This window comes from Micromonospora mangrovicola (assembly GCF_047200535.1).
In the GTDB taxonomy this organism is placed as follows: Bacteria; Actinomycetota; Actinomycetes; order Mycobacteriales; family Micromonosporaceae; genus Micromonospora.
This window is the reverse complement of record NZ_JBJZOG010000138.1, coordinates 1-13,209: the sequence shown is the minus strand read 5'-3', so window position 1 is coordinate 13,209 and position 13,209 is coordinate 1. Positions and strand designations below refer to the sequence as shown.

General features: G+C 72.0%; 12 protein-coding genes. 8 read left to right on the top strand and 4 right to left on the bottom strand.

Features of this window, described 5'->3' with window-relative positions; all coding sequences use genetic code 11:
* The coding region (locus ACL02O_RS31200) for an ABC transporter ATP-binding protein (RefSeq protein WP_412821767.1) at positions 1-1,061 on the top strand (1,061 nt) is incomplete at its 5' end.
* Positions 1,054-2,070: an ABC transporter ATP-binding protein gene (locus ACL02O_RS31195; protein WP_412821766.1), complete on the top strand. Its 1,017-nt coding sequence runs from the start codon at positions 1,054-1,056 to the stop codon at positions 2,068-2,070. The genes ACL02O_RS31200 and ACL02O_RS31195, both read left to right, overlap by 8 nt.
* 75 nt (positions 2,071-2,145) lie before the next feature.
* On the opposite strand, the gene ACL02O_RS31190 is transcribed toward ACL02O_RS31195, so the two are convergent.
* Positions 2,146-2,499, bottom strand: coding sequence for a chorismate mutase (locus ACL02O_RS31190; RefSeq protein ID WP_412821765.1), 354 nt, complete (start codon positions 2,497-2,499; stop codon positions 2,146-2,148).
* A gap of 291 nt (positions 2,500-2,790) precedes the next feature.
* Here ACL02O_RS31190 and pcrA point away from each other — a divergent pair, with 291 nt between their 5' ends.
* Together pcrA and ACL02O_RS31180 are read left to right on the top strand one after the other, a co-directional pair.
* Positions 2,791-5,235: a DNA helicase PcrA gene (pcrA, locus tag ACL02O_RS31185; RefSeq protein WP_412821764.1), complete on the top strand. Its 2,445-nt coding sequence runs from the start codon at positions 2,791-2,793 to the stop codon at positions 5,233-5,235.
* A gap of 159 nt (positions 5,236-5,394) precedes the next feature.
* A complete protein-coding gene (locus ACL02O_RS31180) occupies positions 5,395-5,850 on the top strand; it encodes a nuclear transport factor 2 family protein (RefSeq protein ID WP_412821763.1) in 456 nt (151 codons plus the stop codon).
* Between the two features lie 96 nt (positions 5,851-5,946).
* Here ACL02O_RS31180 and ACL02O_RS31175 read toward each other — a convergent pair whose 3' ends face one another.
* Both ACL02O_RS31175 and ACL02O_RS31170 read right to left on the bottom strand, forming a co-directional pair.
* Positions 5,947-6,723 carry a M23 family metallopeptidase gene (locus ACL02O_RS31175; protein WP_412821762.1) on the bottom strand — a complete coding sequence of 259 codons (777 nt, stop codon included), beginning with the start codon at positions 6,721-6,723 and terminating at the stop codon, positions 5,947-5,949.
* A gap of 250 nt (positions 6,724-6,973) precedes the next feature.
* Positions 6,974-7,687 (bottom strand): M23 family metallopeptidase, encoded by a 714-nt coding sequence (locus ACL02O_RS31170; protein WP_412821761.1) that lies wholly within the window; start codon positions 7,685-7,687, stop codon positions 6,974-6,976.
* A gap of 557 nt (positions 7,688-8,244) precedes the next feature.
* Here ACL02O_RS31170 and ACL02O_RS31165 point away from each other — a divergent pair.
* The 3 genes from ACL02O_RS31165 to sucD all read left to right on the top strand — a co-directional run bounded on the left by ACL02O_RS31165 (position 8,245) and on the right by sucD (position 11,301).
* The gene (locus ACL02O_RS31165; protein WP_412821760.1) at positions 8,245-8,649 is read left to right on the top strand and encodes a cobalamin B12-binding domain-containing protein; all 405 of its coding nucleotides are present in this window, start codon (positions 8,245-8,247) and stop codon (positions 8,647-8,649) included.
* A gap of 583 nt (positions 8,650-9,232) precedes the next feature.
* The gene (gene sucC, locus ACL02O_RS31160; RefSeq protein WP_412821759.1) at positions 9,233-10,411 is read left to right on the top strand and encodes an ADP-forming succinate--CoA ligase subunit beta; all 1,179 of its coding nucleotides are present in this window, start codon (positions 9,233-9,235) and stop codon (positions 10,409-10,411) included.
* Positions 10,412-10,413: 2 nt separating this feature from the next.
* The gene (sucD, locus tag ACL02O_RS31155; RefSeq protein ID WP_412821758.1) at positions 10,414-11,301 is read left to right on the top strand and encodes a succinate--CoA ligase subunit alpha; all 888 of its coding nucleotides are present in this window, start codon (positions 10,414-10,416) and stop codon (positions 11,299-11,301) included.
* Positions 11,302-11,358: 57 nt separating this feature from the next.
* On the opposite strand, the gene ACL02O_RS31150 is transcribed toward sucD, so the two are convergent.
* Positions 11,359-11,628 carry a DUF4190 domain-containing protein gene (locus tag ACL02O_RS31150; RefSeq protein ID WP_412821757.1) on the bottom strand — a complete coding sequence of 90 codons (270 nt, stop codon included), beginning with the start codon at positions 11,626-11,628 and terminating at the stop codon, positions 11,359-11,361.
* 160 nt (positions 11,629-11,788) lie between these two features.
* Here ACL02O_RS31150 and ACL02O_RS31145 point away from each other — a divergent pair, with 160 nt between their 5' ends.
* Complete coding sequence (locus tag ACL02O_RS31145; protein WP_412821756.1) at positions 11,789-13,141, top strand: cell division protein PerM; 1,353 nt, start codon at positions 11,789-11,791, stop codon at positions 13,139-13,141.
* Positions 13,142-13,209: the final 68 nt, after the last annotated feature.

Below are 13,209 nucleotides of genomic sequence, written 5' to 3'. Positions count from 1 at the left end.
CCGATAGGGGAACTGAGTTGTCCGACATTCTCGTGTCCGAGCAGTCCGCACCGGGCGCCGACGGATCCGGCCGCCCCTCGGGCCGCCTGCTCGAGGTCGACGATCTGCGGGTGGAGTTCCGTACCCGGGACGGCGTCGCCAAGGTCATCAACGGAGTGACGTACCACGTCGACGCGGGGGAGACCCTCGCCGTGCTCGGCGAGTCCGGTTCCGGTAAGAGCGTCACCGCGCAGACGATCATGGGCATCCTCGACACTCCGCCCGGCTTCGTCACCGGTGGGCAGGTCCGCTTCCACGGCAAGGACATGCTCAAGATGTCCACCGAGCAGCGGCGCCGGATCCGGGGCGAAGGCATTGCGATGATCTTCCAGGACTCGCTCTCCGCCCTCAACCCGGTTTTCACCGTCGGGTTCCAGATCGCCGAGCAGTTCCGCATCCGGCGCGGCATGAGCCGCTCGGACGCCAAGAAGCGGGCGATCGAGATGCTCGACCAGGTGAAGATCCCCAACGCCAAGGGCCGGTACAGCAACTACCCGCACCAGTTCTCCGGCGGTATGCGGCAGCGCGCGATGATCGCGATGTCGCTGGCCCTCGACCCGGAGGTGCTGATCGCGGACGAGCCGACCACCGCGCTGGACGTGACCGTGCAGGCCCAGATCATGGACCTGCTCGGAGAGCTCCAGCGGGAGCGGCAGATGGGCATGATCCTGATCACCCACGACCTCGGCGTGGTCGCCGATGTCGCGGACCGGATCGCGGTCATGTACGCCGGCCGGATCGTCGAGGAAGCCAGCGTGTACGAGCTGTACGCCAAGCCGGCGCACCCGTACACCCTCGGCCTGCTCAACTCGATCCCGCGGATGGACGAGAAGGGGCAGGAGCTCCGCACCATCAAGGGGCTTCCGCCGAACCTGATGAACATCCCGACGGGCTGCCCGTTCAACCCGCGCTGCCCCATGGCGCAGCCGGTGTGCCGGGAGAAGTTGCCCCCGCTGCTGCACATCAGCAGCGGCCGGGCCAGCGCCTGCCACTTCGCCGAGGAGCTCGTGAACCGTGACTGAGAACATCATCGAGGTCCGTGACCTGGTCAAGCACTACCCCGTGACCCGGGGCATCGTGTTCAAGAAGACCATCGGTCACGTCAAGGCGGTCGACGGCGTTTCCTTCGACCTGAAGGCCGGCGAGACGCTGGGCGTGGTGGGCGAGTCCGGCTGCGGCAAGTCGACGCTGGCCCGGGTGCTGATGAACCTGGAGAAGCCGACCGCCGGTAAGGTGCTCTACAAGGGCCAGGACATCTCCAAGCTCTCCGGTGGTGCGCTGCGGCGCCTGCGCCGGCAGATCCAGCTGGTGATGCAGGACCCGTACACCTCGCTGAATCCGCGGATGACGGTCGGTGACCTGATCGGCGAGCCGTTCGAGATCCACCCCGATGTGGCCCCCCGGGGCAGCCGGCGGGGCAAGGTCAAGGAGCTGCTCGACCTGGTCGGCCTGAACCCGGAGCACATCAACCGGTACCCGCACCAGTTCTCCGGCGGCCAGCGGCAGCGCATCGGCATCGCCCGGGCGCTCGCCCTGCGGCCCGAGGTCATCGTCTGCGACGAGCCGGTGTCCGCCCTGGACGTCTCCATCCAGGCCCAGGTGATGAACCTGCTGGAGCAGCTCCAGGCGGAGTTCGGCCTCTCGTACATCTTCATCGCCCACGACCTGTCGGTCGTGCGTCACCTCTCCGACCGGGTCGCGGTGATGTACCTGGGCAAGATGGTGGAGGTCGGCACCGAGGACGAGATCTACGAGCGGCCGACCCACCCGTACACCCAGGCGCTGCTGTCGGCGGTGCCGGTGCCGGACCCGACCCTGCGGGACAACAAGGCGATCATCCGGCTCAGCGGTGACGTCCCCTCCCCGGTCAGCCCGCCCTCGGGCTGCCGGTTCCGCACCCGGTGCTGGAAGGCGCAGGACGTCTGCGCCCAGGAGGTGCCGCTGCTCCAGATCCGGCGGGGCTCGGACCACCCGAGCGCCTGCCACTTCGCGGAGCGGCGGGAGATCGTCCCCACCCACGAGGTGGCCTGATCCGTCCCTGAACCGCCTGCCGGCGTCACCGCGACGCCGGCAGGCGGCTCGTCATTTCCGGGACCGCCGGCAGCCTCACAGCGGGCCGCGGCCGGCGCGTAGTAGCAGCAGCGCCACCTGGGTGCCGTCCGCGCCGAGCGCCTCGCGGAACCGCTCCAGGATCTCCCGTTCCCGGGAGAGCACGAGGCGGGTGCCGCCGGAGGCCATCCGGGTGGCCCCGACCTCCTGGGACAGCGCGGCCCGCTCCTGCCAGAGCGCGATGATGGTGCGGTCGATCTCGTCGATCCGCTCCCGGATGGCCGCGATCCGCTCGGCGGCCGCCGAGTCCTCGGTGCCGGTCCGGGCCGCGGCGGCCCCGGTCGGGTTCGTGCCGTTCGGCCGGTCGTGCCCCGCCAGGCTGCCGCTGGACTCCACCACGTCAGTCATCATCGTCGTACCCCTCGGGGTCTCGGGCCCGGTGCCCGGATCCCGGGACGAAAAAGCCCCGGGCTCCAGGAGCCCGGGGCTTTCGCAGGTCTTGTGATCAGGCGCGACCTACGGCTGCCGGACTCCCGGTGCCGTAGTAAAAGTAGAAGCGCTGATCGAACACGCCGTCGAGTATGCCGACCGGCGGGCCGCCGGCGCAAGGAAACCCGCCAACCTGTGGGATCCGACGCCTTCGCACCGCCCCGGCCCCGCGCGCCCGGAGATGTCCGGCCGGCGGCATAGACTCGCCGTGCGATGCATCCTCTCTTCGACATCCCCGCGTCCCCGCCCGCGCCGGAGCCCGGGGCGAACTCGCCGCACCGGTCCGGGTCCCCCGACGACTCCGGCTCGCCGCGCCGCGGCCCGGCGCCGTCGGCCGCCCGGCCGGGGCCGCAGGCCCTGCTCGACGGGCTGAACGGCCCCCAGCGGGACGCGGTCACCCACGCGGGATCCCCGCTGCTGATCGTGGCCGGCGCCGGATCCGGCAAGACCCGGGTGCTGACCAACCGGATCGCCTACCTGCTCGCCGCGCGGGACGTGCACCCGGGCGAGATCATCGCGATCACGTTCACCAACAAGGCCGCCGGCGAGATGAAGGAGCGGGTGGCCGCCCTGGTCGGCCCGCGGGCCCGGCTGATGTGGGTGTCGACCTTCCACTCGGCCTGCGTCCGGATCCTGCGGGCCGAGCACGAGCACGCCGGCCTCAAGTCCACCTTCTCGATCTACGACGCGGACGACTCCCGCCGGCTGATGCAGCTCGTCGCCCGGGAACTCGACCTCGACCCGAAGCGCTACCCGGCGCGTGGGCTGGCGGCCCAGGTGTCCAACCTCAAGAACGAGCTGGTCGACCCGGAGGAGTTCGCCGACCGGGCCAAGGGGCCCAACGAGCGGGCCCTGGCCGAGGCGTACACGCTCTACCAGCGGCGGCTGCGCGAGGCGCACGCGCTGGACTTCGACGACCTGATCATGACCACGGTGCACCTGCTCCAGTCGCGCCCGCACGTGGCGGAGAGCTACCGGCGCCGGTTCCGGCACGTGCTGGTCGACGAGTACCAGGACACCAACCACGCCCAGTACGTGCTGATCAAGGAGCTGGTCTCCGGCACCGAGGGGATCCCGCCGGCCGAGCTCTGCGTGGTGGGTGACGCCGACCAGTCGATCTACGCGTTCCGTGGCGCGACCATCCGCAACATCCTGGAGTTCGAGCGCGACTTCACCGACGCCCGGACGATCCTGCTGGAGCAGAACTACCGCTCCACCCAGACCATCCTCAACGCCGCCAACGCGGTGATCGACCGGAACACCTCCCGCAAACCCAAGCGGCTGTGGAGCGACGCCGGGGCCGGTGAGCAGATCGTCGGGTACGTGGCCGACACCGAGCACGCCGAGGCGGACTGGGCGGCCCGGGAGATCGACCGGCTGATCGACGCCGGCGACACCCGCCCCGGTGACGTGGCGGTCTTCTACCGCACCAACGCCCAGTCCCGGGTCTTCGAGGAGGTGTTCATCCGGGTCGGCCTGCCGTACAAGGTGGTCGGCGGGGTGCGCTTCTACGAGCGCAAGGAGGTCCGGGACGCGCTGGCCTACCTGCGCGCGGTGGTCAACGACGACGACACGGTCAGCCTGCGCCGGATCCTCAACACCCCCCGCCGGGGCATCGGCGACCGGGCCGAGGCGTGCGTGGAGGCGCTCGCCGGCCGCGACCGGATCTCCTTCGGCGCGGCGCTGCGCCGGGCGAAGGACGCGCCGGGGATCTCCACCCGCGCGGCCAACGGCATCGCCGACTTCGTCGCGCTGCTGGACTCCGCCCGCGAGCTGGCCGAGACCGGTACCCCGGAGGACGTGCTGGAGGCTCTGCTGACCCGCTCGGGCTACCTCAGCGAGCTGGAGGAGAGCCTGGACCCGCAGGACGCGGGCCGGGTGGACAACCTCCAGGAACTGGTCAGCGTCGCCCGCGAGTACACCGAGCGGATCGAGGCGCTGGGCGAGGAGGGGGAGCGGGCCACCCTGGCCGGCTTCCTGGAGCAGGTGGCGCTGGTCGCCGACGCCGACCAGGTGCCCACCGACGACCCGGACCACCAGGGCGTGGTCACCCTGATGACGCTGCACACGGCGAAGGGCCTGGAGTTCCCGGTGGTCTTCCTGAGCGGCCTGGAGGACGGGGTCTTCCCGCACTTGCGCTCGCTCGGCGACACCCGCGAGCTGGAGGAGGAGCGCCGGCTGGCGTACGTGGGCATCACCCGGGCCCGGCAGCGGCTCTACCTGTCCCGGGCGGTCACCCGGTCGGCCTGGGGCGCGCCGGCGTACAACCCGCCGTCGCGGTTCCTGGAGGAGTTGCCGACGGAACTGGTCCGCTGGGAGCGCACCGAGGGGTCGTACACCTCGTGGGCCGGCGGGGGCGGCGGCGTCGGCGGCCGCGCGGACCGGGTGCCCGGCGGGCGCGGCGGCTTCACCGGGGGCACGCCCAAGGCGGCGCAGCTCGCCAAGCGGCTCGGGGTGGACGGCAGCCGGCTGGCGACGGCGAGCGAGCTGAAGCAGGTGCCGAAGGTCTCGGTGGGGGACCGGGTCAACCACCAGCGCTACGGCCTGGGCCGGGTGCTGGCCGTCGAGGGGCACGGCCCGGGGGCGAGGGCGCAGATCGACTTCGGTGACCAGACCATGTGGCTGGTGCTCCGGCACGCCCCGATCGACAAGCTCTGAGCGGCCGCGGCGCGGCTCCTCGGCCCGGGAGTCGAGGAGCCGGCACCCGACAGCGTTCCCGGCCTGTGCGGCTCACATCCCGGGGAGCTGCGCCGTCGACCTGCTGAGAGCCACCCGGCCCGTGTGCCCCGGCAACCGAGGTGGCGAGGGAGGAGACCGATGAGTGACTTCCAGGCCATCGCCGATCGCGTCGAGATCGAGGCCCTGCGCGGCGAGTTCAGCGACGCGGCGATGATGCGTGACCGCGCCCGCCTCGCGTCGCTGTTCACGCCGGATGGCGTGCTGCGGATGCCCAACATCCCCGCCGAGTTCGTCGGCCGTGAGGAGATCCGCGTCGGGGGAGAGCGGCTGCAGGATCAGTGGGAGTTCTTCGTGCAGACCACGCACCCGGGCACGATCCAGCTCGACGGCGACACCGCCACCGGCCGTGCCTACATCCAGGAGCTCGCGCGTACCCGCGACGGCCGCCAGGGGCTGAACTACGCCATCTACCACGACCGCTACCGGCGCACCCCGGACGGCTGGAGGTTCAGCGAGCGGGTCTACGAGGTCAGGTACCTGGACACCACTCCACTGGCAGGCTCGGCGCCCCGCCGGCCGGTGGAAGGCGACTGAGCCCCGCGCCGCGTCGCGGGCCACGCCCTCCCGCCGAGGAGCGCCCGCGCCCAGGCGGCCAACGGTCCACCCGGCGACAGGCGGTGGCCCCGGCCGTCAGCAGGCCACGTCGATGCCCCGGGCGCGCAGGAACGGCGCCGGGTCGATCTGGTTCCACATCCCGCCCTTGTGCACCTCGAAGTGCAGGTGCGGGCCAGTGGCGTCCCCGGTGGCACCCTCGTAGCCGATGATCTGGCCGGCGGTCACCTTCTGGCCGACCTTGACGATCAGCCGGCTCTGGTGCGCGTAGTGGGTCAGGTAGCCGTTGTGGTGGTCGATGAAGACCGAGTTGCCGTACCCGTCGCCGGCGTCACCGGCCTTCACCACGGTGCCCGCGGCGGCGGCGTGGATCGGGGTGCCCGCGGGCATCGCGAAGTCGATGCCGGCGTGCAGGGTGCCCCATCGCTGGCCGTAGCAGGAGGTGATCTCGGCGCCCTTCATCGGGATCACCCAGGTGGGCTTCGGCTTGCTGGTCGTCTTCGACTTCGGCTTGGCGGTCCGGGTCGGCTTCGGGCTGGCCGTGGCCGGGCTCGGCGAGGGGCTGACCGGGCTCGCGGACGGGGTGAGCGGGGTGATCGGCTCGCGGGCCGAGCGGTCGGCCCGCGCGGCGGCCTCGGCGCGCGCCTGGGCGTCGAAGTCCACTGCGGCCGGTGTCGGGGTGTCGTGGCCGGCGGTGACGACGGAGATGCCGCCGAGGCCGAGGCCGACCAGGGCGGCCGCGCCGAGGGCCAGGTAGGTGGCGCGCCGGACCGGACGCTTGCGCCGGTGCCGGGCGGGGGTGTGCGGGCTGTTCTCGTTCTGGATGGAGCTGTCTTCCTGCACAGGGGCCTTCATCAGTCGAGGGGGCACGTGACCTCGAAATACTGGTGTCGGCCGGGTCGCCGGCGGGTACCGGCTCCGGACCGGGATGACGCGCGTCGGGAGCGCGGCGCCGGTTATGTCCGCACCTACGGCTTTTGCCGAATAAAAGGATCATGTGGGGCTATGGCGTCACTCACACTTCGGGGTGTGACCTGGCAGACTTTGCCACCACAAAAACCGCCCGGATCGAATGATCCGGGCGGTCAACGGGCGATACGCAGCGTCAGGAAGCGGCCGACTCGGCGTAGATTGCCTCGACTTGCAGCTTGATGTCCACTCCGCGGTCCGCGAGCCACGGCACCGGGTCCCGCGGCTCGCCGTTGACATGGATCTCCAGGTGCAGGTGGGAGCCGTACGAGTGGCCGGTGTTGCCGACCAGGCCGAGCTGGTCGCCCGCCTTGACCTGCTGGCCCTCCTTGACGCTGACCGCCGAGGAGTGGCCGTAGACGGCCTCGCTGCCGTCCGGGTGCTGGACGATCACCGCGTAGCCGTAGCCGCCGAACCAGCCGGCCTTGGTGACCGTGCCGTCGTGGACCGCCACGTACGGCGTCCCCTCGGGGGCGACCAGGTCGATGCCGGTGTGCAGCTTGCCCCAGCGCATGCCGTAGGGCGAGTTGAAGTCGTAGCCGTGCAGCGGGAGCAGCCAGACGTCCTGCTCGGTGGAGGCCTTGCTCTCCGTGCGGCTGTCACGGGTGGCCCGGTCGGCGGAGTCGGCACGCGCCGCCGCGTCCTGGCTGGTGATCGAGGCCTGCTTGAGCTCGTCGAGTACCGACGGGCTGACGCTCTTGGCGTCCGGGAGGGCGTTCGCGCCGAGGGCGACGATGCCGGCGCCCACGAATGCGGTTGTCACGACCGCGGCGTAGCGGCTCCGCGGGGGGGTGGGTACGCGGCGGCGGCCGCGATATCGATCGGGCTCAGACGACAGGCGCTGGCGCACGCATACCCTCCGTTGTCGGGGATCCGATGCGACCTCGAGCCGTCCGTGAAGCTGCGCCGAACGTCCGGTGGCCGCGTCGTCACCCGTCCGTGGACCTGATGACAACCGTGGACACGTTAGCCAACCGCCACTCCTGTCACAAGCTGAAGCGCCGAATTGGCGATTCTTTCTGTCCGTTTCCGTCCGCTCTTGTCATGGCTCGTGCCGCCGGTTGGTGGGCCCATCGACTGCCCGTTCGTCGCGGACAGTGACCGTTCGGCGGAGGTGTCCGGCTTCCGGCGCGGCGCGTCCGACGCTATGGATCTCCGGGCGGTGACGCCCGGCCCCGGCGGCTGTGGTCCGCTCCGTCCGTGACATGTCGCGGGGTCGCCCGTGCCGGAGATCAGCCGGCCTGCGCCGGGTCGAGCTATCAGATCGGCTGTCCGGAACCACGCACTCCAGGCGGCCCGATCAGGGGAATCAGGGCTAGGGGTCCAGCCCGGGTTCCCGGCCCCGGGGCGGCCGGGTTACCGTTCGTTCAGGTGAGGAGTTCCCTGACCGGTGAAAGGTGTGCGCTGATGAGCTCTCGTATCCGGGTCGTCGTCGCGAAGCCCGGCCTGGACGGCCACGACCGGGGCGCGAAGGTGGTCGCGCGTGCCCTCCGGGACGCCGGCATGGAGGTCATCTACACCGGCCTGCACCAGACGCCGGAGCAGATCGTGGAGACCGCGATCCAGGAGGACGCCGACGCGGTCGGCCTCTCCGTCCTCTCCGGCGCGCACATGACCCTCTTCAAGCGGGTGCTGGAGCTGCTCGGCGAGCGCGACGCCGGCGACATCGTGGTCTTCGGCGGCGGCATCATCCCGGACGCCGACATCCCCGAGCTGGAGCGGCTCGGCGTCGCGAAGATCTTCACCCCGGGCGCGACCACGCAGGCGATCGTGGAATGGGTCCGGGAGAACGTCGCCCAGCCGGTCGCCTGATCCACCGCGCCGACCGCGGGCCGGAACCCGGACAGAGGGAGGGGCCGGACGCACCCCTCACACGCCCGGCCCCTCTATGCACGATGCCCCGCCGCCACCCCTCGACCGACAGGGCATCGGCCGTTTCCGCCGTCGCGCTGAACCAGCGCTCCGACATCAGACTCAACGACACCCCCACCAGGGGGTTACGCCTCCTTCCGAACATCCCCCGTACGGCTGAACCGCGCCCCGTACGGCCGCCCGCACCGGCCGCCTCCGTCGAGGACGGCGCTGCCGCCGCGCTGATCGTCATGCCGGTGACCGTGCTGCTCTCCGCGCCGCCGGTCGGCCTCCGGCCGCCTGGGGAAGAGACCATGCGCGCGGCCGTCGGCCACGCGGCCGGCCGCTGCCGGGTGGGCTGAGCCGGACCCGGGCGGCGGCTGTGCATTACCGCACAAGCCGCACCCGCTCGGTTGCCCCCGGTTCCCATCTCGTTAGGCTGCGGCAAATGGCCTGTCTCATCTGATGACAGGCGTCAAACTGATTTTCCAACGCTGGTGGCGGCGCGAGGGCGCGCCGCGGAGACGGGACGGGACGCGCAATCGTGGACCTGTACGAGTACCAGGGGCGGGACCTGTTCGAGCGGCACGGGTTGCCCGTGCTCGCCGGCGGCGTCGCCACTACCCCGGAGGAGGCCCGCGCGATCGCCGAACGCCTCGGCGGCCGGGTGGTCGTCAAGGCGCAGGTGAAGGTCGGCGGCCGTGGCAAGGCCGGCGGCGTGAAGCTGGCCGAGGGCGCGGAGGAGACGGTGGCCCGGGCCACCGACATCCTCGGGATGGACATCAAGGGTCACACGGTCCACAAGGTCATGATCACCGTGACCGCGGACGTGGCCGAGGAGTACTACTTCTCGTACCTGCTCGACCGGGCGAACCGCACCTTCCTCTGCATCGCCAGTGTCGCCGGTGGCATGGACATCGAGCAGGTTGCCGCCGAGACCCCCGAGAAGGTCGTCAAGGCCCCGATCGACGCGAACACCGGCGTGGACGAGGCGACGGCGCGCGAGATCGTGACCGCGGCCGGCTTCCCGGCCGAGGTCGCCGACCAGGTCGTCGAGGTCGCCGTCAAGCTGTGGCAGGCGTTCGTCGCCGAGGACGCCACGCTGGTCGAGGTGAACCCGCTGGCCAAGAACAAGGACGGCAAGCTGCTGCTGCTGGACGCCAAGGTCACGCTGGACGAGAACGCGGCGTTCCGGCACCCGGACCACGAGGCCCTGGTCGACCAGGCGTCGGTGGACCCGCTGGAGCAGGCCGCCAAGGAAAAGGACCTCAACTACGTCAAGCTCGACGGCGAGGTCGGCATCATCGGCAACGGCGCGGGCCTGGTCATGTCCACCCTCGACGTGGTCGCGTACGCGGGCGAGCGGCACGGCGGCGTCAAGCCGGCCAACTTCCTCGACATCGGCGGCGGCGCGAGCGCCGAGGTGATGGCGAACGGCCTGGAGATCGTCCTCTCCGACCCGTCGGTGAAGAGCGTCTTCGTCAACGTCTTCGGCGGCATCACCGCCTGCGACGCCGTCGCCAACGGCATCGTGCAGGCGCTGGCGCTGCTCGAGCAGCGGGGCGAGAAGGCCACCAAGCCGCTCGTCGTCCGCCTCGACGGCAACAACGCCGAGGCCGGTCGGGCGATCCTCGACGGCGCGAACAACCCGCTGATCCAGCGGGTCGACACCATGGACGGCGCGGCCGAGCGGGCCGCTGAGCTGGCGGCTGCGGGGGTCTGACAATGGCTATCTGGCTGACCAAGGACTCCAAGGTCATCGTGCAGGGGATGACCGGCTCCGAGGGTTCCAAGCACACCCGGCGGATGCTCGCCGCGGGCACCAACGTGGTCGGCGGCGTCAACCCGCGCAAGGCCGGCACCACGGTCGACTTCGACGGCACCGAGCTGCCGGTCTTCGCCAGCGTCGCGGACGCGATGAAGGAGACCGGGGCGGACGTCACCGTCATCTTCGTGCCGCCGCAGTTCACCAAGGCCGCGGTCGTCGAGGCGATCGACGCCGGCATCGATCTGGCCGTGGTGATCACCGAGGGCGTGCCGGTGCACGACACCGCCGCGTTCTGGGCGTACAACGTGGCCCAGGGCCAGCGCACCCGGATCATCGGCCCGAACTGCCCGGGCATCGCCTCGCCGGGCGCCTCCAACGCCGGCATCATTCCGGCCGACATCACCGGCAGCGGCCGGATCGGCCTGGTCAGCAAGAGCGGCACGCTGACCTACCAGATGATGTACGAGCTGCGGGACATCGGTTTCTCGACCTGCGTCGGCATCGGTGGCGACCCGATCATCGGGACCACGCACATCGACGCCCTGGCCGCGTTCGAGGCCGACCCGGAGACCGACGCCATCGTGATGATCGGTGAGATCGGCGGCGACGCGGAGGAGCGGGCGGCCGAGTTCATCAAGGCCAACGTCACCAAGCCGGTGGTCGGCTACATCGCCGGCTTCACCGCCCCGCCTGGCAAGACCATGGGCCACGCCGGCGCGATCATCTCCGGCTCGGCGGGCACCGCCGACGCCAAGAAGGCGGCGCTGGAGGCGGTCGGCGTCAAGGTCGGCAAGACCCCGACCGAGACCGCCAAGCTGATGCGGGAGATCATGTCCAACCGCTGAGCGGTCGTACGACGCGCCGAGGGGGTCGACCGGATCCGGTCGACCCCCTCGGCTTTGTCAGCGGTACCAGTACGGGTAGTAGGCGTTGCCCCGGGCCCGGACGATCGCGCTGCCGATGATGTTGATGACGCCGAACGCGATGGCCAGCCAGCCGAGCAGCGGGGACTTCCCGAAGCGCTTCGCGTCCCGGATCGACAGGTAGCCGAAGACGATACCCAGGATGCCGCAGCAGAGCAGGCCGAAGATGATCCCCAGAACGCCCCACAGGGTGGTCCGGTCCCGGCCGGCGGCCGGTGGCGGTGGCGGCGGCGGGTACGGAGCGTTCACGGCTTCCTCCGAGCGGTCGGTGCCGCGACAGGAAAGGTCGCGTCCTGGGCCGAGGCTAAACCGGGTCAGGGCCGCCGAGCCGCCGGATCAGGGAACTCGCCGAGGCCCGGAGGCGGTATCGGACTGCCGCCGCGGGCGCGGCGTGCCAGAGTAGAACCCGATGTCACCCGTCACCCCCGACCAGCCCCACCGACCCGCCACCGGGGTCAGCGCCGACGCCCGGCCCACCGGCCGCGCCGGGCCGGCACCCCGGGTGCCCGCGCCCCGGTCGGGGGAGGGCCCGCGCGGCCGGGCCCCGTTGCCCGTCGCCGCCGGGGTGGCGGCCGGCTGGGCCGCCCTGACGTCCTGGCTGCCCGTCACCCTGGTGCTGGGCCTGGCACAGCTCAGCGAGGACGCCGGCTCGCTGCCCGGCGCGCTGCGTGCCGGGCTCGCCGGCTGGCTGCTCGGCCACGGCGTGCCGCTGGAGACCTCCGCCGGGCCGCTCGGCCTGGCGCCGCTGGCCCTGACCGCGCTCGTCGTCTGGCGGCTCACCCGGGCCGGCGTGCACGTCAGCCGCGCCATCGGCGCGCGCGGCGGTCGCTCCGCCAGCCAGGCGCTCACCGTGGCGGTAGCCGTCGGCGTCGGGTACGCGCTGCTCGGCGTCCTCGCCGCGGTCACGGTCAGCGCCGGCGGCCCGCGCGTCTCCCCGGTCCGGGCCGGGCTCACCTTTGCCGTGATCGGCTCGGTCTCCGCACTGATCGGCGCCGTGCGGACCACCCGCGTGTGGGGGCTGCTGGCCCGGCGTTCCCCGGCGCCGCTGCGGGACGGGTTGCGGACCGGACTGGTCGCCGGTCTCCTGCTGCTCGGCGCGGGCGCCGGCGCGGCCGGGCTGGCCGTGGCGACCGGAGGCGGCGATGCCGCCGACATGATCGGGGCGTACCGGACCGGGGTCGCCGGCCAGGCGGGCATCACCCTGGTCAGCCTCGCCTACGCCCCGAACGCCACCATCTGGTCGGCCAGTTACCTGCTCGGCCCCGGGTTCGCCGTTGGTACCGACACAGCCGTGCGGACCAGTGAGGTCTCGGTGGGCGCGCTGCCCGCCGTACCGCTGCTGGCCGGGTTGCCCCGCGGCCCGGTGGACGGCCCCGGTGCGGCGCTGCTCGCGGTGCCGGTGCTGGCCGGGATGACGGCCGGCTGGCTGCTCGCCCGGCGGCTGCTGCGGATCGCCGCCGAGCAGCGGGTGGCGGTCGGCCGGTCGGCGCTGCTCGTCCCGGCGGCGCTCGCCGGCCCGGTGGCCGGCGTGCTGCTCGGCGTGGCCGCCGCGGCCTCCGGTGGTCCGCTCGGCGGCGGCCGGCTGGCCGAGATCGGCCCGGTGCCCTGGCAGGTGGCCGGCGTGGCCACCCTGGCCGTCGCCGTCGGCGCGGTGCTGGGCGCGGCCGCCACGAAGACCCTCACCCGTCCCGCGCCTCCCACCCGCCCGCTGCCCCCACCGCGCTCTCCCCGTACCCCCCGCCCGGCCGACGAGACGCGCTGATCAAGGCGGTTGCGTCAGGGAGCCACCGGATCCTGACCCAACCGGCTTGATCAACCCGGGCGGCAGTG

Coding starts and splice junctions, on each gene's coding strand:
- ACL02O_RS31180 (WP_412821763.1), top strand. CDS start 5,395: ATGAGTGACTTCCAGGCCATCGCCGATCGCGTCGAGATCGAGGCCCTG.
- ACL02O_RS31190 (WP_412821765.1), bottom strand. CDS start 2,499: ATGATGACTGACGTGGTGGAGTCCAGCGGCAGCCTGGCGGGGCACGAC.
- ACL02O_RS31145 (WP_412821756.1), top strand. CDS start 11,789: ATGTCACCCGTCACCCCCGACCAGCCCCACCGACCCGCCACCGGGGTC.
- ACL02O_RS31175 (WP_412821762.1), bottom strand. CDS start 6,723: ATGAAGGCCCCTGTGCAGGAAGACAGCTCCATCCAGAACGAGAACAGC.
- pcrA (WP_412821764.1), top strand. CDS start 2,791: ATGCATCCTCTCTTCGACATCCCCGCGTCCCCGCCCGCGCCGGAGCCC.
- ACL02O_RS31165 (WP_412821760.1), top strand. CDS start 8,245: ATGAGCTCTCGTATCCGGGTCGTCGTCGCGAAGCCCGGCCTGGACGGC.
- sucD (WP_412821758.1), top strand. CDS start 10,414: ATGGCTATCTGGCTGACCAAGGACTCCAAGGTCATCGTGCAGGGGATG.